Source organism: Bradyrhizobium sp. CAR08 (assembly GCF_052871955.1).
Genome location: NZ_JBIXJX010000001.1, coordinates 452,905 through 478,470 on the forward strand (window position 1 = coordinate 452,905; position 25,566 = coordinate 478,470).

Consider the following 25,566-nt stretch of genomic DNA (forward strand, 5'->3'; position numbering starts at 1 on the left):
GATAGGAAGGTTTTCTTCTTCACCCTAGTCGACATCAACTGTGCGAGGTCGCTGAACGAACGCAAGGTCGATCTGAAGCCGATAGCGTGCAAGCTGCAGCGGGGGCTAGCCGACTGCATCGGCCGCCAGGATCGTCGTCAGCCGTCGATTTGGCCGCTCTATCGCCAAATCTCCCTCCTGGCTCGGTCGGACCCAGTCTACGCATTTAGCTCCAGGTGCCAAGGGATTCGGTGATGAGGGGGAGCTGTTCGGTATGTGGGCTTCTGGTCCCTTAACGAGGCATGCATTGATTGCCCGCTTATGGCCCGTTAGCGAAGTACCGGCACATCTCGACTAGGTCCGCTTAATGAGGCATGGCGGACCAGATTTGCTTAGGTTGAGTTCTTCGCACTTTGACCCCTAACAGACATCGCGCCCAGCGGCGTTCACTTTTCGCCTGGGCCACTGTGTTACATTGGGCAAGACGTCCGGCGCTTCGGTCGACAGATGTGCCTTCGCAAGCCTCTCCAATGTGCTATTCTCATCGTATAAGCCATAGGTATACCATGGCAGGTATTGCAGAGTGGCTAGCATCGATCGGTTTGGGCGAGTACGCCGAGCGATTCCGCGAAAACGCCATCGACCTCTCGGTCGTTCGCGATCTCACGGAGCAGGATTTAAAGGATTTGGGCGTCCTGCTTGGGCATCGCCGCAAGATGCTGCGCGCGATCGTAGAACTTCAGAGAGAGGTCCTGCGAACGCCTCAAGCGGGCGCTAAGCCGGCCTCGACGGATCACGCCGGCCGGCGTCAGCTTACAATCATGTTTTGCGATTTGGTCGGCTCGTCGGCACTTTCGGCCCGCCTTGATCTGGAGGACCTGCGGGCCGTAATGGGCACCTATCACCGCTGCATCGCAGAGGTTGTTGCCAGGAATGAAGGGGTTATCGCGCGGTACATGGGAGATGGCGTGCTCGCCTATTTCGGTTATCCCCAGGCCCACGAGGATGATGCCGAACAAGCGACACGCGCCGGGCTGGCGCTGGTCGATGCCGTAGCTAGCCTCCGGACAGAACCCGCCACCGAGCTGCAGGTTCGCGTTGGCATCGCTACCGGTATGGTGGTCGTGGGCGATTTGACCGGCGAAGGTTCAGCTCAAGAGCAGACGGTCATTGGCGAGACGCCAAACTTGGCTGCGCGCCTGCAGACCTTCGCCAATCCCGGTACCGTGCTGATTTCCGAAAGTACGCACCGCCTCACTGATGGGCACTTCGAGTTCCGCAATCTCGGCCCTGTCGCGCTTAAAGGATGGGCCGAGCCAATGCCAGCCTGGCAGGTACTGGGAACAACCGAAGTGGAAAGCCGCTTCGAGGCACAGCACAAATCTCGATTGGCGCCGCCAATCGGGCGTGACGAGGAAATCGAGATGCTCTTGCGTCGCTGGCAGCACGCCAGGCGTAGCGAAGGTTGCGCGGTGATGCTCACCGGAGAGCCCGGTATCGGCAAGTCGCACATTGCGCTGGCGCTTGAGGAGCGGCTCCAAGGCGAACCGCATATAACGGTGCGCCAGTTCTGCTCGGCGCACCACACCAACAGTGCGCTGTATCCTTTCACCCGCCAGCTCGAACGCGCTGCCCGGTTCGAGCGGGGCGACCCGCCCGCAGAGAAGTTCGCTAAGCTCGAGGCTCTGCTCGTGCGGGCTGATGCCGACCGCGTGTTGCTACCTCTGGCCAACCTTCTGTCCCTTCCACCGAGTAACCGCTACCGTATGCCAGAGCTGAGCCCGCAGAAGCGCAAGGAGCTAACGTTAGCGGCGTTTTTGTCCCAGCTAACTGGCTTGGCCGCAAGACAGCCGGTGTTCGTCATTGTAGAGGATGTCCATTGGGCAGATCCGACGTCGCTGGAGCTGCTCACGATGACCTTGGAACACCTACCCCGGCTTCGGGGGCTGCTGCTCATCACGGCGAGGCCAGAGTTCACTCCGCCGTGGCCAGGTCATGCGCATGTGACGACGATCTCGCTCACGCGGCTGAACCGACGCAACGGGGCGGCGTTAATCGAGCGCGTCACCGCTGGCAAGACGCTCCCGGAAGAGGTAATGGACCAGATCCTCGCCCGCACCGATGGCGTGCCCCTATTCGTGGAGGAACTGACCAAGACGGTGCTCGAAACCGGGCTATTAAATGAACAGGACGATCACTACGTCCTCAACCGTCCTCTCCCCCCGATGGCGATTCCAACGAGTTTGCACGCATCGCTGATGGCAAGGCTCGATCGATTGGCTCCAGTGAGGGAGGTGGCTCAGATCGGCGCTGTGGTGGGTCGCGAGTTCTCCTACGAACTGCTGAGCACCGTAGCCGGGTTGTCAAAAGAGAGACTTGAGGAGGCGCTTGCTCAGTTGGTTCGCTCGGAGTTGATATTCTGCCGGGGCGAGATACCGCAGGCAATCTATACCTTCAAGCACGCGCTTGTGCGGGACGCTGCCTACTCGGGACTCCTGAAGAGCCGACGCGCAGCGCTGCATGCTGCGATCGCGGGTGCCTTCGAGCAACGGTTCCCGGACCTTGTGGAGACTCAACCCGAAACTCTTGCGCATCATCTGACAGAGGCCGGCCTGTTTCAAAAGGCGGAGGCATATTGGCTGCAGGCAGGCAAGAAGGCCGCCATGCGCTCGGCCAACCTTGAAGCCATCGCACACTTGCAGCGGGGTATCGAGGCCTCGGGCCATCTGCCAGAAGGCGCCGGAAAGGATAAGCTGGAACTTGCCTTCCACTTCGCCCTTGGGCCCTGCCTGATCGCTACGCAAGGGCCAGCCTCGAACAAGGCGATGGCAACCTTTGCCCGCGCGCGCGAGCTGTGCGAGCGCCTGGGAGACCCTCCCGAGCAACTCCAGGTGATGTTCTGGTTGACCACTGCGAGCGTAATGCGCGGTGAGTTGCCGGTCGCCGAGGAAACGATCGCGGCCCTGCTCCAGCTCGCCGAAGCGCGCGACGATCTACCGGCGTTGCTCAACGCGATGCGCGGGCAGGCAATGATCCGCCTCTTCATGGGACAGCTTACCGGTGCCCATGAAGCGATTGGACGCGCCTATGAAGCGTTCGAGGCGAGCAGCGAGGACGACAGGCTGGCGGCGCGTTCGGCCGGCCAGGATGCCGGCGTGGCGGACCTGGCGCTGATGTCGTGGGCGCTCTGGCTGCTCGGCCAGCCCGATACGGCAATTGTGCGAATGGACGCTGCCATTCGGCGCGCAGACGCTATAAGTCATCCGCATTCCCAGGCGTATGCCTGTTACTACGCATGCATTCTTCACGCGCTTCGCGGCGAGTTCCTGGTCGCGCAAGGTCATGCCGAACGTTGCATCGCCCTTTCCGAGGAACATGGATTCCGGCAATGGCGCCTGGCGCGCGCCCTTCGGGGCATATGCGTGGCTTCGCTCGATCCTTCACCCAGCGCACTGGGGGAGATCGGTGCCGTCTTGGACGGATATCGCAGCGCCGGTTATCAGCTGGCCATCACCGCGCTCGACGTGTTGTTGTGTCCGCCATTGTTAAATAGTCACGACTACGAGGCCGCGCTGGAGTTGATCGAGCACGGCCTAGCTACAGCTAACCGTAACAGCGAACGAATCCTAGAAGCCGAACTGTATCGTCTAAAGGCACGGGTGCTGGTCGCCCGCGGTGGACCGGCCGTGGAAGCCGAGGCGCAGGCGCTGCTCGACCGGGCATTGAGCACGGGAAGAAGTCAACACGCCAGGACGCTTGAGCTCCGCGCCGCAACGGACCAAGCTGCTCTGTGGATCCATCAGGGCAGACGCGAGGAAGCGCTCAATTTTCTCGCGCCGATTTATGCCAGCTTCACCGAAGGGTTCGAGACGCATGATCTAAAGGTGGCAAAGGTGCTTCTCGATGGGCTACGGTGATCAAGCCGGGACAACGCTTGCGCAGATTTAAATCGCAACGCGATCTGCTTACTTGGGCTTGGCACCACTAGCCGCCCTCTTTAGAGCCGCATAAGTACGATCTCGCAGCTCTAACCAATTCGGGTCGTCCTGTGGATTCTCGTTTATGAAAATGGGCTTGAGCAGCTTGTCGTCTTTACTATTCGCCTTAATCTCGTTTTCCGCTTTGTTAAATGCATCGATTGCTTGTTTAGCGGCGGCGTATCCTAGCGTTATCGAATTTTCGAGATTGCTGTGGTTCCACTTGAAATTGATGTGCCCCGGCACGTGAATCTCGACGACTACGCCTCTCCAAGGCGTTTTCCCGTTCCTCCTGTCCACGGCTGGTTTGTCGAGCATCCCGCACTCGACCGCTTTCTCAAGTATTCCGGCTTCGGCTGCTCTGTCGAGTGTGTGCGCCTCTTTGACGTGATATTTGAAAAGCTTGACGTCATCCTCACCGACCGTTGCCGCAAACAGTTGGCAGAGATTTGCTAGTGCATCGTGAAGATTTTCCGGAACGCGGATTTGCTTCGCATCGACGATCCGGCTCACCCAGATTTCATCCAAATCAGGGTGCTCCTCGAGCAAGCTATCGAAGTTCACAGTATCGACTAACGCCCCTTCGCAATATGTAACTTGGTCGATCTCAACCGTCCCTTCGACGAAGGGAAGAGACGAACACGCACACAGGCTGCGTGAGTCGATAGCTCCCCTGTACTGCTTTTTCTCGTCCTCCTTCATCCGACGATTGGAAAACAACGCCAGCTTCTGTTCGTCGAGATTCCAGGCGTTGTGATAGATGTGTGGCATACCGTCCTTTTTCAGCTCGTCGAAGTTTATGCTCTTCATAAACTCGCTATCCGGATAGTTGATCCTGGATAGGCCGTTGACCTTGGACAAGTACATCAGGGAGGTGAGGTATCGGACAAGTGGATTAGGTGCGAGCACCTTATTGAGTATCCAGTTGTTGATGTCTCCTTCGCGCCATTCCTTGAAGGGTTGTTCACCACGAGGCAGACGATTGAACCAAGCGGACATGTTGCCCTGGATCTGTTCCATCGTTTTGTACGGTTGCCATCGGAAATCACTGTAACTTTTGGGATCGGTGACGAAGTCCTGGAAGGCCTTGATGTTGGCGTTCCAATCCGTCCCGAATACGGTGTTTATGGGGAAACGCTCATAGCCTTCATCGTCCCGAAACACGCCGTCCCTGAAGAATTCATAGGTCAGCTCGGCTCTGCTTTTGTTTTCTTTTTTGATTTTTTCTTCATCGAATTGATTGTAGACGATGCCAACCCAGGCGCCGATGCAGGACAACGCCCACACATCAGACTTATCGTCGAACGTCTTGCCGTCCTCAGCAAGTGCTTTCAGAACCCCGATGTGTAGCCCTGCTGCCGGTCCGCCGCCGCCGAGCGTAATCGCTCTCTTCACCATTGGTTCCTCCCATCTATTTTATCGTGTGGCTTATTCTCCGATCGAGTTTCCGAATTGCGTGAGGAGGAAGAGATTAATCGTTTTTGGGATCATTGGAAAGCGCGGTTGAGGTGGATATTCGACGCTTTCTTGGACCTTCGCATCGAACTAGCGCACATACGCTAGGAGCGCGAGGACTTGGGTATCGTGCGATTACGTTTGACCCTCTCGTACAGGTGTGAACCAGTTCGCGTTAGATATTAATCGCTGACGGTAGTAGGAGTAGCTGTAGTCCATTTCGTGACTTCCGGTAATGGCGCGTCAGCGAACTCGCTGAGCGCTTCGTTGAGGTCCGCTCTGTACGGCAAGGCGGACCAGATTTGCTCCGGTTGAGTTCTTCGCATTTTGACCCGAAGTCGTCCTTGGACGGAGCATGCGCTGACCTCCATGGAGAGCGCACCTACGATCGATAAAATCCACTCTCTAAGAGAGACGTGCCTTTGCGACCAAAAAACAATCCTACACATCGTCGCGGGCGTTTTGATGGCCCGGCAAATGACGCCCGAGTACCGAACGAACGTAGGTTACAGTCGCCGCGCAGTGAGATCGCCCGCGGCTATGTCGAAGATGTTGGCAAACTGTGAGGTAGTTTATATCCCTGCATTCTTGGCCCACCCTAATGTGGCAGAGGCTTCTTACTTTAAAGGAGGCATCCAATGCTCGCCGCAATCAAATGGAACTCCCGATATAGCGCTCGCGAATGGGTGATGATGGCTGGGGTGCTCGTCGTCCAACTCCGCACACTGAATGCAAACCGACAGAAGGGTGAAAGCAAGCCAAAGCGGCCACTCTGGAAACATTTCGACGATACTCATCATTGGGACTCAACCGCGGAGGAATGGGTCCCCGACAAGATCAGTGATAGTGCAACGCATTATGCGTCCCGCAGGCCGAGTTCCGAGACTCCCTCTCACTAGTGGGCCTATCGAGCGGTGCGGTCGCGCACAAGTAGCTGGATCGGGATGTGCGTGCCTCTGGCCGCTTGATAGCGATCCAGCAATTGCTTGGGCCGTTTGCCGGCCGCTTTGGTAAACAATCTGGATAACAAGGCCATCGCGCGCGTCGAGCAAGACACTTTCATCTGTCACATGCGTCAACTTGCCTGTCTTTCCCGACCGCATTCGCCGCATTATCGAGGAATGCCCGCCCCCCGTCGTAGATGATCAAGGTAGGCGCGCGCCAAGCCGTGCAAAATGGCATATACTCACAAGCCAGTAGTATTAAAGCCTAACGAAAGAATGCCCTTCGGAACAAATGCAACGCGACGTCCTACGTCAGGAGGACGTCGCGATGCAATTGTGCATCACAACCAGAGGGGAAGTTGCTATGAAGCGACGTTCATTGCTCTTGGCATTGTGTTCTTCCGCCTTCATCTCTGCACCGGCACTGGCCGATGAGGTCAAGCAGGAGGCCGAAAAATTAGCCGTCGCCTACACCGACTGCGTCGCCAAGAAAGACGCGGCCTGTGTCGCTGCGCTCTATACAAAGGACGGGGTCCAGATCAACCCGGGCGGTGTGTTTTCCGATCTCAAGACCGTATACGAAAACAACTTCAAGAACGGCACCGATCATATAGAGATCAGAGTCGGCAACATGTCGGTCATCAACAACGATCTGGTCGTTGCCAACGGCGAGACCGACATCTTCGGTAAGGACCCTAAGAGCGGCGACGCCACCAAGGTCACAGTGTTCTGGGGCGGCATCGACATACGTGAAGGCGGCGCTTTAAAAATCCGCCAGTTGACCGTCGGCATGAAGCCGCCTCCAGCTAAGGAAGCCAGCGCCGAGAAGAAGTAGGACGTCATCATGTCGTAAGTCACCACGCGCCCATCCTCTTTGAGGGTGGGCGTTTGATCTTGCTGCACGCGTCCGAAAGCGAAATACGGTTGCCTCGAAATGCACACCGCTCGCGCGATGTCTGCAAGTGGCCCATCCACGTCTCATTGAGGTCCGTTCCATGGGGCTTAGCGGACTGAATATGCTCGCGTTGAGGTTTTCGCTTTTGAACCCGCACCGCACATCGCGCGGCTGGCAGGCGTACTCGAGAGTCTGTGGCAGAGGTCATGGCCGGCCAGCCCCAATGTGTTAGTTTGGGGCGAGTGATAGGTTGTCTCTAGGCTTTGCCGAGGCATCAGACATGAAGCGGCGCGAGTTCATAACGGCACTCGGCGGCGCTGCGGTGTGGCCGCTGGCGGCTCAAGCGCAGCAATCTAAAAAGATTTACCGCATTGGATATCTGACGGCTAATTTGAGCAGCTATCCTTGGGTAAACGGCTTCGTTCGCGAATTAAGTGATCGCGGCTATTCGGAGGGCAACAATCTCACCATTGAATGGCGGGAGCCAAAGGACATTCGGAACTTCTGCCCGGGATGGCTGCCGATCTCGTCCGGCAGAATGTCGACGTGATCGTGGAACGTTTGAAGTTCGTTCACCGCCGGAATTTGAGGTCGCGTTTGCTTCAATCCTGCGCAAAAGGCAGGATACGATGATTGATGCGATGACTACCGTCACCGATCCGATGTTCGTCTTTGATCGGAAAAGGATTGTCGACGTCGGAATAGAAAACAAAATTCCGAACGCCCATGAATATCGAGCATGGGTGCAGAGCGGCGGACTGCTTGCCTTTGGTCCTACAATTGATGGAATATGGCGTCGGGGCGCATATTTCATCGAGAAGATCCTCAACGGGGCAAAGCCAAGTGATTTGCCCGTCGAAGGGCCGAGCGAATTCCATCTTGCGATCAACCTCAAAGCTGCCAAAGATATGGGCCTATCTGTTCCTCAGCATTTGGTCGCGAGGGCTGACGAGTTGATTGTCCGCTAATGACCACCGATTGCAGACCTCCGGGTTGAGGACCGGGAGCATTCCGATGTTCTCGAAGGTCAAGGCGCTCGGCATCGATCTCCCTGCGACGCTGCTCGGCCGAGGTGATTGAATAACGATCTTCTGCGCTGCACGAGTCTGCTGTTGGGCCCATCTCGGACATTCTGACCGGCGCTGATGATGTCCGTCCCCGGAGCTCAAGCGGAAGTAAGCAGCCTGGGACACCAAAGGCCGCTCGTGACCCACTCTAGACGTCATATGCTTCAGGACCGCCTTGCCGTTGAGAGCGTAGCAGCGTCGCGGCGCATAGCGGGGCAGGTGGTCGCCTGCGCTCAGCAGCCCGCGAGATCAAAATGCGAGGGGTACGCGGATATGTCAGTTGGCCGAGGTTTGCATCCAGCCTAGGCCAATGCTACGGGTTTACCAGCGTCCCCTCGTCGGAAACGCGCCACGCTGCCAAGCCGAAACATAGCGTTAGCATCAAGTTGGCCAGCAAGAGCAGGACGGAGGCAAAGTGGCTCACACGCGCCTCGGGAACAGAACGTCCCTCCAGTCCGGAGACAGGTGGACGATTCGAAAAATGCAGCTGTGCTGACCTGGTTGTAGTTTGTAAAGATGCTGGATCAACAGCTTCGAACGGGGAGCGCAGCCATCGAGCGGTTCGTGTGGAGCCGCGGACTTCGCGCCGCGCTGATCGTAGCTAAGAGGCACGGCAGGAGTTATGATCTGTTCCTTCTCGCTCGGGTCATTCGCTTCGAAGGAGTCTGGCGTGATAAAAATCTTACAAGGAATGCTCCTCGCGACCACGGTTCTGGCTGCTGCTAGTGGGGCGCACGCAGCGGGTGGCTGTGGCGAGGGCTGTCATAGGACAACCGGTGGCGCATGTGTCGTCGACGGCTGGGGCACGGGAGCCAAGGTTCGGAACGAATGCCCGGCGACCGCTCGCCCCCGTCCACCCTGCGGCGGCGGGGATTTCATCTGGGACCGCACCAAACAGGCATGCTTCCAAAATAACCGCACTTGGTTCTGATCTCGCGCCCCATTCAGGCGCGCTCTACACAGCGCAATCTGATCTCAGTGCGATGGCCTCAGAGCGGGTGACAACGAGTTCAGACGGGAACAGCTTGGCCCTTATCTCGGTCAGTGCGTTGCTTCATGGCCCGCTGTCGGCGCCGGCGCTGACACGGGCTCGGTTCACGTGCTTCGGATCAGGTGCGGACCTCCAGGCACGGGAGCCGGATAGGGCTGGACTGCTATGATGGTTGTGCGGCCCTGCCGCTGGCTTACAGCTCAACTGCGGACTAGCCGTCTTGGCAGGGAATACCGAAGTTGTCACAAGCGAGAGCGAATGACTCTTTTGCTTTTGTATCCTCGAAGCAAAAGCGAGTGCCGACCTCTGCCTGATCGATCCACCAATCGACGTTACTGCCTTTTGCGATGCGGGAGGCTTCGCCGCGTAACAGGTCCAGTTGTCTTCCCGCAGCACGAACAATCAGGCAATTTTTCTCTTTGGGCATAATACCTTCTCCAATGGCACAGGACGCGAAGTCATTGGTACTAAGAGCCGTGATCACGAAGGCCGCAGCAGGGGGACTGCTGCTGCGGCCCGCGCGGTCAAAAATTCCGGGTCAAAAACGACTAGGTGAAATATGCAGCCAACCCCGGTGCGATGATCGTACCGCAGCATCTCTGGCTCGCAATATGATCAGTTTCACAATCGGCAGAAGGCTTAACGTGCATCAGTGCCCCGGCTCTCAGGTCCATGGGGATCGGGAACATTCGGCAATCTGGGTGCGTTCGCCTCCAGCTCCGGGCGATGTCTCGGAGCGGACGCGTAGAACTTCCGGCCTCAGGAATCATCTGCCTGGGGCCGGCTTTTTCCAGGACCGTCTTGGCGCCCAGTTTGATTTAGCGGTCGCCTATGTCAATTTGGCAGATGAAAGGGTGGCGGTCGGAAGCTATCCGGGATATGTTGGCAATTCAGCGGAAGCTGGCGCACTGAGAGACGACCCCGGCTTGGGGGCTTGAGGGTTGATGCCGGGGCCGCTCCGCCAGCTCGAAGAAGAGAGCTAACAAAACCTGCAATTTTTCCTCTGCGCGTTCGTTCCTCCAACGAGCGCTCGATCTCGCAAACTGCGGCGGCTTGCCGGTGCTAAAATCCGGTCTGACCTGAGCCCCTCGGTTGCCGCATCCGGCGCATACACAACGCGCCTCGATATCAGACAGGCGAACATCGTCCGACCAGCGAGCGGCGCTGAGTGCAACGTTGTGGCCGGAGTGGCAGCAGACCAGGACACCGCGTAGGCCCATCTCGCGCATCTCGCCGAAGGTGATCTTGAGCGCTCGGCCGTCGGCGTGCGTTGGCGTGTGGCGTCTAGCAGGAGGGGACATGCCACCATCAAAGCGGAAGTACCTCGCAACCTATTGAATGCTCCGACGTAGCCGCCCTAACCGGGCCGCTTTTTCGTTGTGTCGGCTCGGTTTGACCCGACGGGGGGCACTTCCCCATCTAGCCATTCCTGCTCCTCGGCTAAAGCTCGCCACGCCTCTTCCATGCGCCGGTACCGCTTGTAAGCCGGACTATTCTTAGATGGTTCCCCTTCAGCGAGCGTTGCGCAGTTGTCTGCGTTCTCTTTGTAAATCTCTGATGGCTTCATCATCGGCCTCCTGCGTAATGCTTAGGAGAGGAGTCTGAAAGAAATGTGGTTTCGCCCGTCCCAGTTCGAGACGTGAAAGTAACCGGCTAGAAAGCTTCAGCCGTTGTGAAGGCATCGCATTGGGGGATCACAAGGTTCTACCCCGACTGTCAGGACGGCCGGGCTGTGAAGGACGAACACGGGGAGGAAGACCCGAGCGCCGCAGAAGTAAAGCATGAGTCGTTTCTGGTGGTCGCAACGAACTGCTCCGCGAAGGAGCGCTAGCGCTTCGATTTACTCTTGCTCTTCTTCGCGGTCTTCTTAGACGCAGAATTCTTGGTCGCCTTCTGTGGTGCGGCTTTCTTTGCAGCCTCCTTGGGTGGCGTTTTAGCCGGCTTCTTGGCAGACTTCTTCGCCGCGGATACTGTCTTCTTTGTACGAGCAGCTGCGACCCGTCTGTTAGCTCTCATAGGGGCAGGAACGCGCTTCTTCTTCCGAGTGATGATCGGCGGCGGAACAGCGGCAGCATCGGTCGCTTCAGGAATGTAGACTTGCTCGTTGGTCACTCCGGCAACCGCTTCTGGATCGGGCTTCATAGCATCCGCGGCTGCAGTCGAGGCGGTGTCCACGATCTCTTTTACAGTGTCTGAAATTCGTTCGACTATTGATTTTTTAGCCATGGGAGGCTCCCTGAGTCGGGGCAGGATATCTCATTTTTGCGTCGGGAGGGATTGGTGCCGTTCTGGCATCTCCGAGGATTCATTCGAAAGAGGGAAGCGGGATTTAGCGCCCGTTCTATCAAATGATACACCAGCTAGTTATTGCCGGAAGCAAGATGGCAACGGCGCGCTGCTTCGGTGGCACGTCGGGCGGCCCCGGCGCGTCCGGCGCCAGCCCCGGGACGACCGGGTCGTTCCCCGTGCGCAGCGCGGACCAAAAATTGTGGCTGGTCGACGATCGAATGCCGGATGCGCGGCAAATTCGTACGGCCATCACCTCAGCGGCATCTCCGCTTCGCACGGCCGAAACTAGGCTCAAGGCCGCAACGAAGACGGACCCGGCATAGATAAAGAGGCAGATCAAGAACGCCGCCACAATGCTCACGAGCCATCTTATGGACCGGCAAATCAGGGTGGAAAGGGCATTGTTCCAAGATGCGATCGGCAAGGACCTTTGACGCCTCTTGCGCGGCTGTCACCATGGATCGATCTGTTCGTCAAGGTCGCGCTTGGAGCGGCTCAGGGGGAAGCCCATCATCCATCGGGGAATGGCTCAAGCAAGGTCCGATCGATTTGGTTGTCGTTGTCAGGAGGGCTGAGAGCTCCTGCGTTCCAGCTTGGTGGCGTGAGGCGGCGGAATGGGACAGAGAGGGCGCTCGGTTTGCGACTTCGAAGGCGGCGCGAAGTAGGGCGTGTGAAGCGAAATGGGGGCACACCGCGGGCGTGACGCTCTGCTTCTTCGACCAGACCTCGAAGATCTTCCAATTCTGAGAGCTGAGAAGTGAGTTCGCTAAGTTGTTCGACGTAAAGGATTGCGCGAGAGCCTCGCATAAATGTCCTCCCCAGCACAAAAAAGGCACTATCAGGACGGCGTCAGAGCAAAAGATCGCGAGTAGTAAAAGTAAAAGACTACCACAGATAAAATAGCCGACTGATACGTCAGGCTCACTGCGTCAGGGTGTCGCTGCTTGAGCCGCGGTCCGGTCGTTGGGCCGTCCGCCGGCTGGCACGAGCTGCTCGGTCCGAACGACCGGGATTTCGTTGCCCGTCGTCGTACTGATCGCTTGCGATCTGCTCGATGGTCGACCGATGCCTTTTGACCGTGCCGGCAATATCATTCGGATCGGCGCGGTCGGCGGCGGCACGTTCGCGCAAGGCTGTCCATTCGACCCTGCAACCAATACGGTCCTCGGCGCCGAACATCGTGAATAGAGCTTCAGGCGCCCCTCAGCGAAATCGCCGGATGGGTCAGGGGTAGGGGTATTTCGAACTCCGGACTCGGGGCCGCGAGATGCCAAGTATCGACTCCGCCCGTCGATCCTATTTTGCTCTTTCAGGGGATAGCCGGCCAAGGTTGTGGCGCCATCTCTCAGGAGAATGCGATACAACCGAAGCGGGAATCAGCTCAACCAGGTCCGACGGAATATTGCGATGACCAGAACTTTTCCTGCCGTCGGCCTATCTGCCGGACCGACGTTGGCGCAGGAAGGCGACTGCCTTTCTGTGCCGAGCAACAGTCGTAGAAGCTCCTGCAGCTCCACTGATTGCTGCACGAGGCATCGGTGAGCGGCGAAGATCCGCTCACCGTGCTTCCGGGGTGCTTCCGGCGCGAATTTTGCGGAGAGCACGATGGAGGTAAGTGTTTGAATTAGCTGGTGCTGCCAGACAGGATTGAACTATGATTACAATCCTGCTTTTCATTGATTTTATTGATGTTTTCGGTCCGGCGATCTGTTTTTGTGTGGCACTCTTGCGTGGCGCCGTAGCACTGAAATTAGCTTAGAGCAGCCGCGATTGCATCACCTTTATTCACGTCGAATGTGACATGAGCAGTCTCGGCGCGAAGGTCGATCTCAGGACACCTGATGGCCCTCCCGCTGCATCGAACCCGCGCGGCTGCCTAGGGAAGTTAGTGGCTTCCATCATCAGATCGGCAGGCCAAACTGCGGCTCTGCCAAGCCCTCCCCTTGCAGCGAGGAGAGTGAGACGTCCAACAGCCGGACCAGCCTGGGAAGCGGCCTCGCGTTTTGATGCAGTGCGATGGACAGCGCTCGAGGTCGTCTCTGCTCGAGACCACCACGGAGACAGACCGCTGGGGGTGATGATCCCGAAGTCCTTGAACTTTATCTTCAGCGTGTCCGTCCGGCCCGGTGCGCCCTTGTCCTCGCAGTGGGGCTTAGACTGATCCCGGATACGCAATCAGCGGGCCCGTACTCGCCGAACAGGCCGAAAGGCTTGCCACGGAAGCCTCCGCAGGATCATATTCGAAGTTCTCCTGAGTTAGCCAGCGCGTCGAATCCCTTCAGCTAAATTCTCTGCACGGCTCCTGCGTCTCGAACCCGATGCCGCGCTCCACTCCCGCCTGTCCGGGTTGCAAGAAGCCGAAAGTTGCAATTGCAACGCGCCCTCGACGCGGCGCTGCTTCAAATGCGAATCCGCCGGCTGATTCCGCTCTGTGCCTCCGGCATCGCACCCTCTCCCCCGGCGTTCCTGGAGAGTGCTGCTTTCAGCATATTCTCAATTCTCATTTTCGATTTCTTCGAGGGGCACTGCTGGCACTCTTGATTCCCGGCCGAGTTCGTGGAGCGGGTGAGAGTGATCTCATCACAAACGGCCTTTGAGGTGGCTGCTGGCGCCGGTGCCTCAGGCCTCGCCCGGTCCGGAGAAGATCGATGGCGGTGGCGTTGTGCGCGGCCCCGGGAGCGGCCGCTCGCTTGCTCTGGACCGGGACGCCGGGTTGCCCTTCGCATCGTATCGCTTGGCGAGATCCAGCCACCGACGGCGGGTGAACGGATCGGCCTTCGGGGCGATGGCGCGGACCCGCTGCGCGAGACCCTGGTAGAATTCCTGCTCCATGACGCACCTCGCAACATCACTGCTCTCAGTTGAGTAGGCTACGGTTGCGTAGTCAAGAAGAGCCGACGCACCCGCGCAACTTTCTGCGACCGACTTGAGATCGCAGTGGCGAAGGACGTTGATGGGCAGCGCGGGGAATCAGATGGCAGTGTCCTATCCATTCCGGAAGGCTTGCCCGGCCGGCCGATAACGGCTGCTTCCGATGAAACCGTGAAGGGGAGGCTGCGGTTCAGCGGATTAGACTCGCACTGAAAATGCAAGCGCCATTTCAGAACTGGCCTGGCTTCAAACAGATACGTCTCGCGTAAGTCGTTGCGCATGCAACCCCGAAATTATTGGACGAATGATGGCGAATATTTTGTCTCGCGATTCCGCAGAGGATTTGCGCATTCCGGCATCTGGAAAACGATCAACTTCGGGAGGAGAAGGACGGCACCCATCCGAAGGCGGGCAAATGAATAGCCTCGATCCGATTTCAGTCATGTTTGTTCGTCAAGAATTCTTCGTACTTTCTCCGCCAGACCGCGAAAGGTAAATGGCTTGCTCAACAAGTTGACCCCCGCATCAAGTCGACCGTTGTGGACTATCGCATTCCGTGTGTAGCCCGTCGTGAACAGCACCTTGATCATTGGATGCAACCTTCTAGCCCGATCTGCGATCTTACGTCCGTGAAGGCCATCCGGGAGCACGACGTCGGTGAAGAGAAGATCGATGGTGCGAGATGATTCAAGGAAAGCAATCGCTGATGCCGCGTCGGCTGCTTCGAAAACTTGATATCCGAGATCGCGGAGCACACCGGATGAATACGCGCGCAAATCGTCATGATCTTCCACAACGAGGATGGCCTCATTCCCCCGTAACATTGTTGCTGTCGGAATACTGCGATCTTCCTGCTTGTCGGGTTCAGTCTTGGACCGAGGAAGATAGAGTTTGACCGTCGTGCCATGCCCCGGTTCGCTATAAATCCTAATGTGGCCACCCGTCTGTCGCACGAACCCGTAAACTTGACTTAGCCCCAGCCCAGTTCCTTTGCCGACCTCCTTAGTCGTGAAGAACGGCTCGAACACGCGATCCAGGGTTGCCTTATCCATTCCGGTTCCAGTGTCGGTGACAGCAACCAAAACGTATTGGCCGGGAGGCACGGGTTCTGGGAGTGCGGCAACATACTCATCATCCAGCCAGGTGTTGCCGGTCTCGATTGTAAGTCGTCCGCCGCCGGGCATTGCATCCCGCGCGTTAACCGCCAGATTGAGGATGCCATGTTCTAGTTCCGATGCGTCAGCAAAGGCGCTCCACAAACCGGCATTGCCAACTATCTCGATCCTGATTTGCTCTCCTAAAGTGCTCTTGAGCAGTTCGCTCATTCCCCCGAGCAAGCGATCTACATCAATGGACTTTGGATCCAGCGGTTGGCGACGTGAAAAAGCTAGCAAGCGGGCGGTGAGTGTGGCCGCGCGCTGGGATGCATGATGCGCCATCGCCTGCGCTCGCATGATGCGCCCAAACTGTGGCGCATCGGACATGCTTGCGATCTGCCGTCCGATCGTATCAAGACCACCCATGATCACCGTAAGCAGGTTGTTAAAGTCGTGTGCAACACCGCCGGTAAGCTGACCGATGGCCTCAAGCTTTTGAGCTTGGCGCAGCGCTGCTTCGGCCTCCGTTCGACGCGCGATTTCTTCCGCTACACGCTGTTCCAGCGTCGCATTGAGTTGCTGTAGCTTTAAGGACGTAGCGGACACATCTTTACGCGCACCATCGAGTGCTCTCGCAAGATGCGTTGCGTGAGTAGCCGCCTCCGTGGCAGAACTTGCGCGCGCTAGGGCCATATGAACCCGCGCTTCAGTCTTTAGTAGTTCAATTAAAAGCGGAAGGCTCGATTCGATATCATTCCAAGGGATAGACAAGTTCCTGCCGACAAATACCAGGATTGCCGCAGGGGTCGAACGCGCGACCGCGGGAACGAGCGTGTTAGCGTCGGGAAATGCTACCTCTCCGAAGAACTCACAGCAGCTTGATGCTTGCTTCAAAAACGCTCGCCAAGACGGGCCGCCAGGCAGGCGCTGGTCAAATCCCTGAGCTGGCGTAAAACTCCCCGTTTCTTCATCCTTCAAGAAAATGAGGAAAGCATCGCCTCCCATAAACTTGGCTAATCGCGCGGCAGCTTCTCGCCTCCCGTTGGCGTTGGCAAAACCACTTAAAAGATGAGCCCCGTCATCCTTCAAGTGACCTACTCGGGAAATACGCAAACGACTGCAGTGCAGTTGTGAAAGCCACTGAACTGCCCCTCCGCTCGGGCGATTTGACCGTGGGTGTTACACCCCGTCAACGGCACTTCCGAAAATCGTTCTTGCAGGCTTGAGAGTTCCAACCCGAACTCGTCTCCCATACGGAGGCGAGTAGCGACGCAATCAAAGAAAAGGGCCGCCGCTGGGGGGCCGCCTAATGCATCCAAAGCAGCATTTGCAGCCTGCTTCGCGGCAGAAACTGCGGATGCCGTGCTAGTCTTCATAATTCTTACAACTGAACCAACGGGGACCTCAGCGGCGCACACAACTGCGCCTTCCTCATCCACAGCCAGAGGAACACGCAAGCGATGTTCAGCTCCGCTATCAACCCCAATAATATTGTGCAGGAAGAATGGTAACGGTTCTTTCCGATCCAAGTTCTGATGAGTCTCTTCCGCGTGTTCTACGAATGCTTCGATCGCTGGAAACCCATCAAGGCTTATCACTTTCATGCCGTCGCTCGCCGTGACGCGATAGGCTCGGGACGCAGGTTTCCAGCCGTGACTAACACCCACGCCGATCGGCTTCGAGGAGAGAATCTCCAATGCCACCGCGGCGTCGGACAAAACTTCTTCTCCACAAAATACAGTGGTCTTTTGAAATTGAGCGTTGTCCCCCGCTCCTCCACCAAAAAACTGATACTGACCGGCTGTAGCTAACGTCAACTGATCTACTAAAATATCAGCATGCCCAGCTAGAGCATCAGCTAGAACGAGAGCAGCCCGAAACGGAAATCGTCCGGGCGGTGTTGGTGTAAACCTCGAAACTATCTCCTGGGCTGCCGCAGTGGCATCCATCGCGAGGTTACGTCCAACACTATATGAGAAGACCACATCGTCGCCCACCAACCCCAGTGCACACGCCAAGCCTTGACCACTGCTCACATTCGTAAACTCGCCGGCAGATGAAGCTCCAACAACGATGGTATCGGGCAGCTCCTTTTTTATGGCAGAAAGTATCGCTCCGTGGTCATGCTGAGGAGCTGCAAATAACACCAAGGCAGCAGGCGGTGTGCTTAGGGATCTTCGTATTTCGGTGGCCAGAAATTCGCCTGCAGTCGAGCTATCGCTCGAATCCGTCGAGACTACCGACGCTTTCATTGTTTCCCCCACTTAGACAACAGCAGTAAACAACCTCCGAAAGGATAAGTTCCAAGTAGCTCGAAAATATCAAGGGGCCTCGAGGAGGCAAAGTGACGTAAACCTTTTGCGGCTTTTACTCTGCAATCTGCCAATTCTCACCGTCGGTAATCAAAGGTTTAAAGCCGAAGTTGGTTCGGGGTGTCGTAACGCTTTAGTCGGGACGCTTTCCTTCTGGCGACCCAAAGCGGACAGCTATCCGCGATCGAGCCGTGGTCGGCTGGACCTTTTTTCGGAGCGGCGGCCTGATGCGAATGTCTGCTGTCGGGCCGACGAGAAGTGGTCAACCGAACGGCCGACCGACGCGATTGACCCGAAGCGGACATCGCGAATCCTGCAAGTGCTGCTCCTGTCGCCTTTCCGAGTATGATCTTGGAGGTTACAATGACTCATTATTATCGTGCCTCGGAGCGGAAATGAAGTAGCGCCCCTTCATGGCTCTTGATGGCCGTGCAGCTTCTTGATGGCCGTGCAGCTGATGGCGGTGCGGGTCCATGAATGTGATCGGCGCAGCCATGGGAGCGCCCCGGAAAACGCCAATCCGCCCGGACGCGCGAAGGCGTCGGCGGCTCTCAGAGGATCAGATCGTGTTGGAAGGGTAGCTGTCCGCCCTTGCCAGCAGCCTCCCCGTCGAAACGCCAACCCTCCGGCGCCTCATCGGCCGGATGGGGCCATGCGGCCGCGGCGGAATCGTACTCCGGATTGAGCGCGGCGACGGGTACCGAGGAAGTGACCGCCGGGGGCGTCGAGCTGGCATGCTGCTGTTCCGCACCCGCCTCGAAATGGAACGCGGGCTCGGCCCGGTTGTCAAAGCCTTGGTCGTCGGCGCCCTGAATGACCACGGTCACGATCTGCGGCGTGCCGTCGATCGTGGTCACGGTGAAGGTGTCGGTCAGCGCGTCACAAGACCTCAAGGCCTGGACCGCGGGATTGTCGGGGTTGAGGACATATGTCCACGTGCCGCAGGTCGTCATCGTGAAACTGCCGTAGCCGTGGTCGCTCGCCTGCGGACATGTCGTGGCCGTAAAGGTGTCGTCGGGATTGTCGACGTCCCGCTCGGACAAGGTGCCGCTGGCGCTTGGCGGGGGTTCGCAGGAATTGCTTGGCTCGGTCACGCGTCCGCAAATATCGCCGCAGACGACCGCGGCGTCGTTGGCGCCCTCGATGGTGACCGTCACCGTCTGTGCCGTACCGTCCGCGGCCCTCACGGTGAAATCGTCAGTCAGCGATTGACCTGCGTTCAGCGCCTGCACCGCGCAGTTGCCGTTGTCGAGCGCGAAGGTCCAGTGCCCATCCGCGGCCATGGTGAAGCTGCCGTAACCGTGGTCGCTCGGCTCCGGACATTTGACGGGATCGAACGCGTTCGACGGGCCGTCGACGTCGGTGGCGGTCAAAAGGCCGCACGCGGTTGGGACGCCCTGCGCGGAATTGTCGGCTCCGCCTGCTTCGACCACGCGACCATGCGTGTCCCCGGAGATGACGGCCGGATCGTCGGCGCCTTGGATGGTCATCGTGACGACCTGCGGCGTGCCGCCGATGGTGGTCACGGTGAAGATGTCTGTCAGGGTCTGGCCCGCCGTTAGCGCCAGCACCGCGGCGCTGGCGGAATCCAGCGCATAGGTCCAGTGCCCGTCGGACGTCATCGTAAAGCTGCCATAGCCTTTGTCGCTGGCATGCGGAGAACTCACCGCCGTAAACGTGTTGGCCGGATCGTCGACATCGGTGTCGGCGAGTTTGCCGGTCGCGGTTGGGACGTGGTGCGCCATGGCCGCCGCCGCGATTGCGGCGGCAGTCATGGCGATCGTGGCGACGGATCCGCCGGTCTCGCCGCTTATCGCTGCCGCGTCGTCGGTGCCGGCGATGTCGATCGTGAAGGTTTGGCTTGCCGAGGCAAAGTCGTCGGACGCCGTGATCGTGAAGCTGTCGGCGTTCGGCGCCTTCAACGCGTTGATAGCGTCGTTGTTCGGTACGTAGGCGTAGGCGCCGGTCCCGCTGTTCAAGTACAGGATTCCGAAGGAGCCGGCCTTCTCGACGTCGTAGCTTGCGCCCGCGACGGTGAAAGCGCCGATCGCGCCGCCCGCGATGCCGAAGGTCGGGGTCGTGCCGGAGCCGAAGCTCGTGGCCGAGAAGCTGCCGCTGCTCGCCGAGAACTCATCGAACGCGACTGTGTCGATCTCGACGGGGCCCGACCCGAGCGTCAGTGTCGGTGGCGAATGGATCAACGGCCCATCCGGCACGAAGCTGGCCGGCACCACCAGCCCGGGAAGGGCATGTTGTGGATTGGGCCCGTCCGGCGCGTGGAAATCGATCGGCTGCAGCGTCTGATCGACCGCTTCGCCCGGAGGCGTGCCGGATCCGGACGGCCCATGGTCCTTCGAGTAGTTGTCGAGCACGTCCTGCTGCCGGCTCTGCAGGTCCTCCATCCGCGAAGCGTTGTTGGCGACCTGCGCGAAGCTGACGGACGATCCGGTCTTGCTGAGGATGACCGTCTGCCCGGGATCGTCCACGATGATGTGGCGCGGCACCGCCTCCTTCGTGATGAGTTCGAAGGTGCCATGCTCGAAGCCCTTGTAGGTGATGGAGGCATCGTCGAACAACGCGAGATCGGGATCGGCGGCCCACGCTTCTTTCAGCGCCGTCAGGATCAACGGGACGAAAGACAGCGCTCCGGCCCATCCGAGTCTCGCGACAACCGCCGACTCTACAGCGCGCCCGCCGCGGACGGACGACGGACTGCGTTGGTTCTGCGCCGGCCAAAGACCGGTGAAGACACGTGCGAGCGACATCTTGAACGCCTCGCATGCTGCCCGCTTCCGCCGAAGCGGCCGGACCCATGGATCGCGTGTGAGTCCACCCGCCGAGGTGTCCGGTTTTGCGCATCAGACTACGCTTTGTCATCCCGAGACCCCTTCACGAAATGTTGACTGAGTGCGCGCAAATGCGCTCTTTTGTTGGCGCTGAGCGGTCGGGACCATCGTCCGTTGCGACTAAAGAGTGGCGGTCGCAACATGCGGTATGGTGCGCCGGGCGCGCTCTGGCATCATTCCGCCGAAGCGGGCTCTTCACGGACGGGAGCGACGCATGCACGGACTAAGGACGGTCGCAGGACTTCTCTGCCTTTTGCTCGTTGCAGTGGCGTATCCGCCTGCGCCGCTTCGGGCGCAGGACGTCAAGCCAATCGGCAAGGTCGTGACCGTCGCTGGCAAGGCAGTGATCGAGCATATCGATGCCGCGGTTGTGCAGGCGAGACTGTCCGAGAACGGGGCCAGCGCGAAGGTCGGCGATCCAGTCTATCGGGGCGACGTCGTCAGGACGGGCGCCGACGGGCGCCTCGGTATCAATTTCGCCGACGGCAGCTCCTTCGGCCTGTCGAGTAACGCCAGCATGGAAATGAGCGAGTTCGTCTACGATCCGGACGGCAAGGACAATTCAACCCTGATCAGCCTGACCAGAGGCACCTTCACCTTCGTCGCCGGCAGCGTCGCCAAGACCGGGAGCATGAAGGTGGACACGCCGGTGGCGACGTTGGGGATCCGGGGCACCACGCCCCACATCGAGATTTCGGACGACGGCACGGTCAAGTTCGCCACCCTGATCGAGGAGGGCAAGGATGCGGTCATGAAGCGGAAGGCCGGTCCGACCGTTGCGCCTCCCCGGCAGCGGAGGGCCGACCGCGCTCTCGGCATCTGCCGGGGATGCTGAAGGTCTTCGGGACGGCGCCAGTTATGATCCTGCTGCTGGCCGCCCCCGCGTCGGCGCAGAAGCCGGAAGGTCAATTCCGAAACGTCGAGCTCTGCAACGCCGCTTCGTCCCCCGACCGGAGGATCGAGGCCTGCTCTGCCTTCATCGCAGCCGGCCGTGGCGGGCCACAGGCCTTGGCCATCGCCCACAACAACCGCGGCATCGCCTACGCAGCGAAGGTCGACTACGACCGCGCTGTCGCCGACTTCGAGGCGGCCATAGGCATCGATCCGACCTTCGCCAAGCCCGTCAACAACCGCGGCGCGGCGAGACTGAGGACGGGCGACTACGACGCCGCGATGGAGGATTTCGACCGAGCCATCGCCCTCCAGCCGGCATACCCCGCCGCCTTCGTCAACCGCGCCCAGGCCTGGCTGAAGAAGGGCGATCTCGTACGCGCCGAAAGCGACTACACCGCCGCGACTCGTCTGAACGCCGACATGGAAGTGGCTTGGAGCGGCCTTTGCTGGATCCGGGCGAGCACGGGCGACCCGCAAGGCGCGGTGGAAGCCTGCGACAAGGCGATCGGGTCGGGCGCGCATACGGCTGCGACCTACGATTCCCGCGCGCTCGCCCACCTCAAGGCTGGACGGACCGATGCGGCCATCGCCGACTACGACGCCGCGCTACGCATCGACCCCACGCTCGCCGCCGCGCTGTACGGTCGCGGCCGGGCAAAGATCCGCCGCGGCGAGACGGCTTCGGGAGAAGCCGATGTCGCGGCCGCGAAAGCTGTCCGGGGCGACATCGCCGAGGAATTCGCGCGCTACGGCGTACCGTAGTCCGTCCTCAACGCGTGCCCGTCGGAGAATGCCATCTCTCCCCTACCGAGAGAACCTGAGCTGCAGCAGTCGAGCAGTTTTTTTATTGATTTTTCCCTCCAGCGAGCGATACCCGAAAAATGCTAAACGGTTCTGCTTCCTACAAAACCGATAAGCAGACGTACGAAGGAGCCAGATGGCGAACTCATCAGCTTTCGAGTCAAAACGGGGTCAGTTGATCGACTGATAAGCTTTCATACGAAGCGGAGTCAGTTGGCCAACTGATAAGGTAGTACGCAAAACCTTATCAGTGCTCCGCTGGTCCTGAATGTGGACGAGTACGTATCCCGCCTACCCGAGGATCACCGCTCCTCCAAACGGGAATGACCAAGGCGTTGAGGATTCTAAAATTTTCGGTGGGGTGAGGCGCGGTTGACGTGACTAACTACGGTTACAAGCTACAGGATTTGCTCGCCGCTGCGAGACCACCGCGGCACGTCCGGCCGACGAGCGTGCAGGTCGGCGGAAGGCCGGGATGTGAATCGGCATCGAAGCATGCCCCCTCCAATGTGATGTGAATCAGAGACTTATCGTGCCGATCAGCCTCGGGCCACGCCGATTCACACCACGGCTCAAGGCTCAATTCGCGCTTCAATAGTCTTCGCGCGCGAATTCGGAGGTCCCGCGCCGAAGCTCGCCGGCGCAGAACATATCGGCCAGTGACACCGCCAGGGTAACGTAGCCGATCCGGCCACGCCGCGATATCCGCTCAGGCGAATTGAGAATATCGGGAAAGCTGAAAGAAGGACTCCGCTTCGTAGGACGGATCGGTGGCCAGTCGGGCAAGCCTTTGCCCGATGGCAGGCGCGAACTTCGCACCGTGGCCTGAACACGCGGAGCAGACGATTAGGCGGGAATCCGGCCAGCGATCGATGATGAATTCCTCGCCCGCATCGGGCAGGCGGTCGGCGGGCACGGTGTTGGTGTAGAGGCAGACGTCTCGATCGATGATTGGCCCGGCCGCGCCCGGGACAAGGGCCGCCAACGCATCGCCGACCGGGCGGAGTTCGGCCTCGGTGGCCTGCGGACCCCAGTCGTCGGGGCCGACGACGGGCCCGTGGTTGTGAGGCGCCGCTTTGACGCCGCGCTGTTCGAAGTCCGGAAAGCCGTAGACCACGTCGTTCGGACCTCGGTCCAGAATGAAGATCGGGAAACGACCGAGCGCCACAGTGTCAGGGCGGGTCGGCTTGAACCAGCCGACCGCCTGTCGGGTCACGTTGAGCAGCGCGCCCAGTGTCGGGAGTGCGCGACCGAGCCATGGACCCAGCGCCAGAATCGCGCGCTCGGCGAAGAACTCTTCGGTCACCGTGCGGATCGATACGCCGTCGTGGTGCGGCGTGAAGCTCGCGCGTTCCGGAATCACACGGTTGCCGGCGCGTGAGCGCATCAGTCTCATGACGACACCGGTCCGCAGTATCGCGCCACCGTCTTGTACTACGACGTCCCAGTCGTCGGGCAGGGCGAAAGCCGGAAATTCCTTGTTCGCTACGGTCGCGGTCAACATCGGATCAGGGCGCCCTTTCGCGATCGCGGCCGCGCGTGACGACGCCACCATCGCAGAGCCGGGGAGGCCTGCCTCCAAAACAGGGGTTTCCGTCAGAACCGTTTGACGGCTTTCGGCCTGCAGCCGGATCCAACCGGCATGAGCCTCGTCGCTCAGGCTGGTGTAGTTGGGGTTTTCGAAATTGAAGCGACGGAAAATTCGACATGAACCATGTGACGAGCCTCGATCCGAACCGGGTCCGACAGGGTCGAAGCCGAGCGCATCGACGCCGGCATCCAACAATGAGTTGAGCGCTGCTCCGCCCATGAGTCCTAGACCCAGCACGGCGACTTCGCATTTTCGCATGAAGGCCTCGCGAGCGATGCTACGACTCGCTGATCATCCTGATGATTTCGCGGGTTTACAAGGTCTACGGGAGGGCGATTACGTAGCGAAAGGGACCGCGGGGCGACAGCGGGCCAGATCCGAAAGTCTGAATAGGAGCCGCAGTCAACGGCGCCCGTCTCCATAGCTTTAGTTTCGGCCGCAGGAGCAGGTCGGTCGCGGCTTAGCGCGACCATGGCCACGATAACGACGGTTGCGGTTTTATAGTTTGCGGTCTGGCAATTGGCGCCGGCTTTGGCGCCTGGGCAACATTGGCCGACTGCCGTGGACGCGGCAATGGTACTTCCTGCATGACCTGTGGCTTTTCTGGGATTGCGTTCGTACCTTCAGGCATCATCTCCTTTGGTGCTGAGGCGTTCGCCGTGGCGCGGGCGAGTTGCTCCTGGTTTGCGTTGAGGCGATCGGTGAGCGTTTGACTTTCGCGGGCCATCTGGATCTGGATCCCTTTGACATCGTCGATGACACGGCTGTTACGTGCGAGTTCTTCCTGGCCTGTCTTGAGTTGGCGCGCCACATTTTCATTGTCGTGGACCAATTTCTCTTGCGTCACGTTAAGCTGTTCGACTGCTTGCCTCAAGGCAGCGAGATCGCGCGTCATCGACTGCAGCTGCTGCGTCAAGTCGGAAACCAGGGCGATTGAAGACGGCGCCGCGTCTTTCGGCGCCGCAGCATCTCGGGGGCCCCGCGTCAGGGGTGCAGGGTCCGAAGGGGCCCTCATCGCCGGTTGTGCGGAGGACGACCACCACCACCAAGCAGCAAAGGACACAGCCAACAGAGAGCAGACGAAGGCCACGTGGGGCTGTTTCGTCGGTTGATGGTTCGTTGCCGGTGCGCGAGACGTCTCCATGGTCGGCTGGACCGAGGCACCGTCTTCCGCCTTGCGCGTCAGGTGCGAAAGCTCCTCCGCGATCTGCCGTTCCGCGACGCTGTCGTCCCGCGTGGAAGCCATTTGGTGCTCCATGTGAACCCTTGACGATGGTGCTGACTTTCGTTGTTTAGCACAGTTTTAGCCTGTGCGCTCGGGCCCAGCGCTGCGCGCGAAGGCGCCGTCGGCAAATGAGTCCGATCGCCGAAAGTTCGAGGCTGATCGAGGCAGGAAAAAGCGCCTAAACTCCAGAGCGGCGTGTGCTTATGCCGATGTATGACGTCGAATGGCAGGCTCGCGTGTCTTGCAGCGGGCGCACTCAACCTCCAGCCAGGCGAGTCCGCCACTAAGCATTGATCGATCGTCGGGCAGGGCTGCGCAGGGCCACCGTAGCA

At 59.2% G+C, this 25,566-nt stretch carries 17 protein-coding genes; 7 read left to right on the forward strand and 10 right to left on the reverse strand.

Features of this window, described 5'->3' with window-relative positions; genetic code table 11:
- Window positions 1-545: 545 nt before the first annotated feature.
- Window positions 546-3,896, forward strand: a complete 3,351-nt coding sequence (locus ACIPUD_RS02095; protein ID WP_085350202.1) for an adenylate/guanylate cyclase domain-containing protein — start codon at window positions 546-548, stop codon at window positions 3,894-3,896.
- A 48-nt stretch (window positions 3,897-3,944) separates the two neighbouring features.
- On the opposite strand, the gene ACIPUD_RS02100 is transcribed toward ACIPUD_RS02095, so the two are convergent.
- The gene (locus ACIPUD_RS02100; RefSeq protein WP_446480041.1) at window positions 3,945-5,354 is read right to left on the reverse strand and encodes a patatin-like phospholipase family protein; all 1,410 of its coding nucleotides are present in this window, start codon (window positions 5,352-5,354) and stop codon (window positions 3,945-3,947) included.
- 1,365 nt (window positions 5,355-6,719) lie between these two features.
- Here ACIPUD_RS02100 and ACIPUD_RS02105 point away from each other — a divergent pair.
- From ACIPUD_RS02105 to ACIPUD_RS02120, 4 genes are all read left to right on the forward strand, one after another.
- The gene (locus ACIPUD_RS02105; protein ID WP_085349989.1) at window positions 6,720-7,190 is read left to right on the forward strand and encodes a nuclear transport factor 2 family protein; all 471 of its coding nucleotides are present in this window, start codon (window positions 6,720-6,722) and stop codon (window positions 7,188-7,190) included.
- 340 nt (window positions 7,191-7,530) lie between these two features.
- Complete coding sequence (locus ACIPUD_RS02110; RefSeq protein ID WP_085360733.1) at window positions 7,531-7,800, forward strand: hypothetical protein; 270 nt, start codon at window positions 7,531-7,533, stop codon at window positions 7,798-7,800.
- Window positions 7,801-7,879: 79 nt separating this feature from the next.
- Window positions 7,880-8,218 (forward strand): ABC transporter substrate binding protein, encoded by a 339-nt coding sequence (locus tag ACIPUD_RS02115; protein ID WP_085360735.1) that lies wholly within the window; start codon window positions 7,880-7,882, stop codon window positions 8,216-8,218.
- Between the two features lie 790 nt (window positions 8,219-9,008).
- Complete coding sequence (locus ACIPUD_RS02120; RefSeq protein ID WP_083926619.1) at window positions 9,009-9,248, forward strand: hypothetical protein; 240 nt, start codon at window positions 9,009-9,011, stop codon at window positions 9,246-9,248.
- Window positions 9,249-9,519: 271 nt separating this feature from the next.
- On the opposite strand, the gene ACIPUD_RS02125 is transcribed toward ACIPUD_RS02120, so the two are convergent.
- The 7 genes from ACIPUD_RS02125 to ACIPUD_RS02155 all read right to left on the reverse strand — a co-directional run bounded on the left by ACIPUD_RS02125 (window position 9,520) and on the right by ACIPUD_RS02155 (window position 20,642).
- The gene (locus ACIPUD_RS02125; RefSeq protein WP_083926613.1) at window positions 9,520-9,735 is read right to left on the reverse strand and encodes a hypothetical protein; all 216 of its coding nucleotides are present in this window, start codon (window positions 9,733-9,735) and stop codon (window positions 9,520-9,522) included.
- Window positions 9,736-11,135: 1,400 nt separating this feature from the next.
- The gene (locus ACIPUD_RS02130) at window positions 11,136-11,534 is read right to left on the reverse strand and encodes a hypothetical protein (RefSeq protein ID WP_094183477.1); all 399 of its coding nucleotides are present in this window, start codon (window positions 11,532-11,534) and stop codon (window positions 11,136-11,138) included.
- A 984-nt stretch (window positions 11,535-12,518) separates the two neighbouring features.
- Window positions 12,519-12,776, reverse strand: a complete 258-nt coding sequence (locus ACIPUD_RS02135) for a DUF1488 family protein (RefSeq protein ID WP_085360739.1) — start codon at window positions 12,774-12,776, stop codon at window positions 12,519-12,521.
- Window positions 12,777-14,216: 1,440 nt separating this feature from the next.
- Window positions 14,217-14,429 carry a hypothetical protein gene (locus ACIPUD_RS02140; protein ID WP_446480042.1) on the reverse strand — a complete coding sequence of 71 codons (213 nt, stop codon included), beginning with the start codon at window positions 14,427-14,429 and terminating at the stop codon, window positions 14,217-14,219.
- 479 nt (window positions 14,430-14,908) lie between these two features.
- A complete protein-coding gene (locus ACIPUD_RS02145) occupies window positions 14,909-16,654 on the reverse strand; it encodes an ATP-binding protein (protein WP_240543266.1) in 1,746 nt (581 codons plus the stop codon).
- Between the two features lie 5 nt (window positions 16,655-16,659).
- Window positions 16,660-17,817 (reverse strand): FIST signal transduction protein, encoded by a 1,158-nt coding sequence (locus tag ACIPUD_RS02150; protein WP_026234039.1) that lies wholly within the window; start codon window positions 17,815-17,817, stop codon window positions 16,660-16,662.
- A 611-nt stretch (window positions 17,818-18,428) separates the two neighbouring features.
- On the reverse strand, window positions 18,429-20,642 hold the full coding sequence (locus ACIPUD_RS02155; RefSeq protein WP_446480043.1) for a VCBS domain-containing protein: 2,214 nt from the start codon (window positions 20,640-20,642) through the stop codon (window positions 18,429-18,431).
- A gap of 295 nt (window positions 20,643-20,937) precedes the next feature.
- On the opposite strand from ACIPUD_RS02155, the gene ACIPUD_RS02160 reads away from it, so the two are divergent.
- Together ACIPUD_RS02160 and ACIPUD_RS02165 are read left to right on the forward strand one after the other, a co-directional pair.
- Window positions 20,938-21,558: a FecR family protein gene (locus ACIPUD_RS02160; RefSeq protein ID WP_446480044.1), complete on the forward strand. Its 621-nt coding sequence runs from the start codon at window positions 20,938-20,940 to the stop codon at window positions 21,556-21,558.
- The gene (locus ACIPUD_RS02165; RefSeq protein WP_085350192.1) at window positions 21,552-22,379 is read left to right on the forward strand and encodes a tetratricopeptide repeat protein; all 828 of its coding nucleotides are present in this window, start codon (window positions 21,552-21,554) and stop codon (window positions 22,377-22,379) included. The genes ACIPUD_RS02160 and ACIPUD_RS02165 overlap by 7 nt, the downstream gene beginning before the upstream one ends.
- Window positions 22,380-23,127: 748 nt before the next feature.
- Here the strand turns inward: ACIPUD_RS02165 and ACIPUD_RS02170 are convergent.
- Together ACIPUD_RS02170 and ACIPUD_RS02175 are read right to left on the reverse strand one after the other, a co-directional pair.
- A complete protein-coding gene (locus ACIPUD_RS02170) occupies window positions 23,128-24,267 on the reverse strand; it encodes an FAD-dependent oxidoreductase (RefSeq protein WP_083926610.1) in 1,140 nt (379 codons plus the stop codon).
- Between the two features lie 202 nt (window positions 24,268-24,469).
- Window positions 24,470-25,255: a hypothetical protein gene (locus tag ACIPUD_RS02175; RefSeq protein WP_446480045.1), complete on the reverse strand. Its 786-nt coding sequence runs from the start codon at window positions 25,253-25,255 to the stop codon at window positions 24,470-24,472.
- Window positions 25,256-25,566: the final 311 nt, after the last annotated feature.